At 64.0% G+C, this 3625-nt stretch carries 4 protein-coding genes; all 4 read left to right on the top strand.

What is annotated here, in order from left to right; genetic code table 11:
- Positions 1 to 268, top strand: a 268-nt coding sequence (locus AC1DYI_RS29600; protein WP_477207698.1) for a peptidase inhibitor family I36 protein, incomplete at its 5' end; no start/stop codon positions are given.
- A gap of 219 nt (positions 269 to 487) precedes the next feature.
- A complete protein-coding gene (locus tag AC1DYI_RS29595; protein ID WP_477207697.1) occupies positions 488 to 1342 on the top strand; it encodes a hypothetical protein in 855 nt (284 codons plus the stop codon).
- 154 nt (positions 1343 to 1496) lie between these two features.
- Entirely contained in the window at positions 1497 to 2552 is a 1056-nt protein-coding gene (locus AC1DYI_RS29590) for a hypothetical protein (protein ID WP_477207696.1), read from the top strand.
- Positions 2553 to 3426: 874 nt separating this feature from the next.
- A partial coding sequence (locus tag AC1DYI_RS29585; protein ID WP_477207695.1) for a hypothetical protein occupies positions 3427 to 3625 on the top strand: 199 nt, incomplete at its 3' end.

Here is a 3625-nt window from a genome sequence, read left to right as displayed (position 1 = left end):
CTACCGCGTCGGCGCCGCCCCGCAGGCTTGCTTCTATGAGCACGCCAACTACGCCGGCAAGGTGATGTGCTCGTCGACTGACAACTCCTGGGTCGGCGCTTCGTGGAACGACCTCATCTCTTCAGTCCGCGTTCCCGCGGGCACCCGCGTGACCTTGTACGAGCATGCCAACTACGGGGGCAGGGCGCTGGTTTTGACGGGCGATACGTCGTCGTTGGTGYCGGCGAACTTCAACGACCTGACGTCGTCGTTCAAGGTGACTAGGTAGGGCGTGGGCTGACAGCGCCACCGCTGTCTGGCGGCCGAGCAGCGGAAGGACAAGCGGGCCCCGAGCGCCCGCTTGTTGCATTCGGGCCTGCTGAAGGCAACGCGTGCACTCCTCAATCCGGCGGATGAACGATTCCGGCGATCGCCGAATACTCGGCGGTCGATCGCCATCGTTCGAGGCGATCTCCGATGAGCGTTCCTGCTGCATGGGGAGAGCGAAATGTCCGGTTTGATGAAGCGCATCGACGAGACCGGCACCGTCAAGGTTGCGGTGACGATGGGCGTTTGCATTGCCTTCGGCGTTCTGTCGGTGCTCATGGCCCTCTGGGACAACGGCACCGTCGCGCGTGGCCTGTTGTGGGCGGGTGCCTGGAGCGCTGTGGGCTGGTTCCTCGGGTTCCTCTTCGGCATTCCTCGGTTCCTGTCGACCGACACGGCGCGCATGCCTCAAGAGCCCGAGTTGGAAGCAGCCAAGCGGCGGCTCGCGGAAGCTGAGAAGGCCGCCAAGGAGGTCAAAGAGTCGAAGGTGGAAAAAAGCGCCGCCGCAGCGAAAGCCGATGTCGAGAAGGCCGATGCGGCGGTGGCGGACGCTCAACGTCATCTTGAAGCGGTGAGCGCAAAGAACAACAACTCGCGCGGCGGGTCGCTGACCGTCAACACCAACCTCGAACAGATCTCGGACTGGCTGACCAAGATCATCGTCGGCGTCTCGCTGGTCGAGTCGCAAGCGCTCTTGCAGCGAATGCACGACGTGGCCACCTTCATGGCCAGATCGATGATCGGGGCGCTTCACCACCTGCCCGACTCGGCCGTCCATGCCGCTTCCAAACCGGATGTCCCGGCCACCGCAGGTCCGGCCGTTGCCGCTGCTGCCGAGGCTGCCTCCGCCGTGTGTCGCGACCCGTGCGGCGTCGTCATGATCTCCCCGCCGCTGCAGGCATTCCACTCCATGGAGTCGGTGGCCTACGCGGTGATGCTCTACTTTCTCGCCACGGGCCTGCTGGGCAGCTACCTGCTTACCCGCCTGTATTTGCAACGGATCCTCGGCGAGGCCGCCAACCAGAATGGGGCGTAGCCGCGCTGCCGAGGCCCGCTTGCGCACATTGGCACGTCAACATTGCCGAGCTGAGGCTCTTGCCGGGCGTGGGCGCCGCTCCGCGGTGGCCTGYCGCATCGCCAGTCTTGCATTACGATCGACGGCGGGTCCACCACCATAACCTGCCACTTCCATGTCCATCCCCACCGACCGCCGCGCCTTCCTGACTCAAGCCGGAGGCGCCGCGCTGGCGATGACCGGGCTGCCAGTTGCCGCCCGCAGCTTCACGAGCAGCGCGCCCCCGCGCCTGCGCATCACCGACCTTGGTGACCTGGGGGGCTCCAACATCCAGGTGACCGCTCTGAACGACCGCGGGGTCGCGACTGGCATGGCCACGCGGCATGACGGGGACAGGCGAGGCGTCACGTTCAAGGCCCGGGACGGGCAGATGGTGGGCATGCCGTGGGAGGGGATTGCCTCCTGGGGGAGTGGCATCAACAACCACGGTGTCATCGCAGGCCAAGATTTGTATCGGTGGCCGTGGGTGCCGGGGAAGGGCTGGGTGTGGTCCCACAACCAGCTGCGCTACCTGGGCAACGATCAGGTGACTGCCATCTCGACGAGGGGCATCAACGACGCCGGCATGGTCGTGGGCCAGACAACCCATTACGAAGCATTCATCGCCGCCGATGGCGAGTTCGTGCTGATCGACAAGGCACCCGGCTACGTCGCCGCCATGGGCAGCTGCATCAACAGCTTCGGTGACGTGGCTGGCTACCACCTCGGGGAAACGACCGACATCGGCGACAAGACCTTCGTTCGCTTCGGTGGCCAGGCCGAGGTGCTGGAGATCCCTGGCGCCTACAGCCACAACGCCCTGGGCTTGAACGACAGCCGCCAGGTGTGCGGGTGGCTGCGCAAGAACCCCTCGAGGCCGAAGATCGCGTTCGTCTGGCAGGACGGGCAGGTGACACTGATTCCACCCCTGGTCCTCGGCGAGCGCGCCAGCTCCCAGGCGAAGGCGATCAATCGAGCCGGCGTGGTGGTCGGGGTATGCGACCGCGCCGATCGAGGCACCTATGCCTTCATGTGGCAGGACGGCATCACATACGAGCTGAACAAGCTGATCGACGAAGCCTCGGCTGGCTGGCGTCTCTTCAGTGCTTCTGCCATCAACAATCTCGGGCAGATCGTGGGCCAGGGCACGTTCAACGGCGTGAGGCGCGCCTACCTGGCCACGCCTGTGTAAGCGCTGCTTGGATTGATGGGGCTCGGTGCTGGAAGAGGGAAGCACCGGGCGCCGTCCGGCCGCTTCGACAGCGGAGGGCGGGCCGCCCGCGGGCTGTGCGCCGGTGAGGAGGAATCCCCCTTGCTATGACGGGGTGGCTTTGGGCCACGAACGAGCCGTCTACCGATCGACTGGATGAGCGCATCAGACTGGGTGCTGCCGATCGGCGATGAACACTTGAGCGACTCCTGACGCTGAAAGCAGGCGTTTGGCGCTGCGTCGGGCCCTGGCGGCTTGGCCATCTCGACCTCCAAAGCACGCCATGCGAGCGTCCGACAGCTGCAACTGCTCAAGGGTGAGTAAGCCATTGACTGCCACGTTCGGTTTGTCGGCATCGTCTGCCTCACCCACAGCCACTCCTTGAACTCCTGTTGGTAGGCGATCTTGCCCGCTCCAACATATGCCGGGGGCTTCTGGCAGTCGTGATTGAGAATGCGCACTACCATCAGCGTGCTGGCGAAGATGGAGTGGCAGCAATTCCAGGCTGATAGGAGAGCAAATGCAGGGGAATGACTCCTGGTTCCGAAAGTGCTTTAGAAGTGCCGAAGCTCTCAAGAACGGCGAAGCTACCGCAGCGCTAAGCCAACTCAGGGCTAGTCGTCCGCCTGCTGAGTACGCGACCCTCTTTGGTGCTTTTCGAGCGGCTGCACCCAAGACATTCCGGGCCCTGTGCTTGTCCGGGCCGCGGACAACTTCGGAGCTCGTGTGGGTTCGCCGAGAGCTCACTCCCCTATCTTTAGAGAACGAGCTCTTGTGGGCTACTCAGTGGCTTTCGGTTCACGCAGCTCGGCTCAATGCCTTCAGACGCTGCGCGCGCCGAATTCAGGAGCAGGTCGTGGTTGGCAATGTTCAACCAGCCATGGATGTCCTTGACGAGTACGTCAAGTCCGCGGGATGGAGCCTCTGGGCCGTCGAGTTGCGTGCTGCCCTGCTGCAATTGTCCGGAGGCACGACTACACAGCGAGAATGGTTAGCGCAGCTGCAGGGAAAGACCGTCAACAGCATCCCAGGTCTGCTCTTTGAGGTCTTCGGCG

The sequence above is a fragment of the Ideonella sp. P3_A4 genome (genome assembly GCF_056403075.1).
The sequence above is the reverse complement of the archived record's forward strand: the minus strand, read 5'-3'. Positions and strand labels throughout refer to the sequence as shown.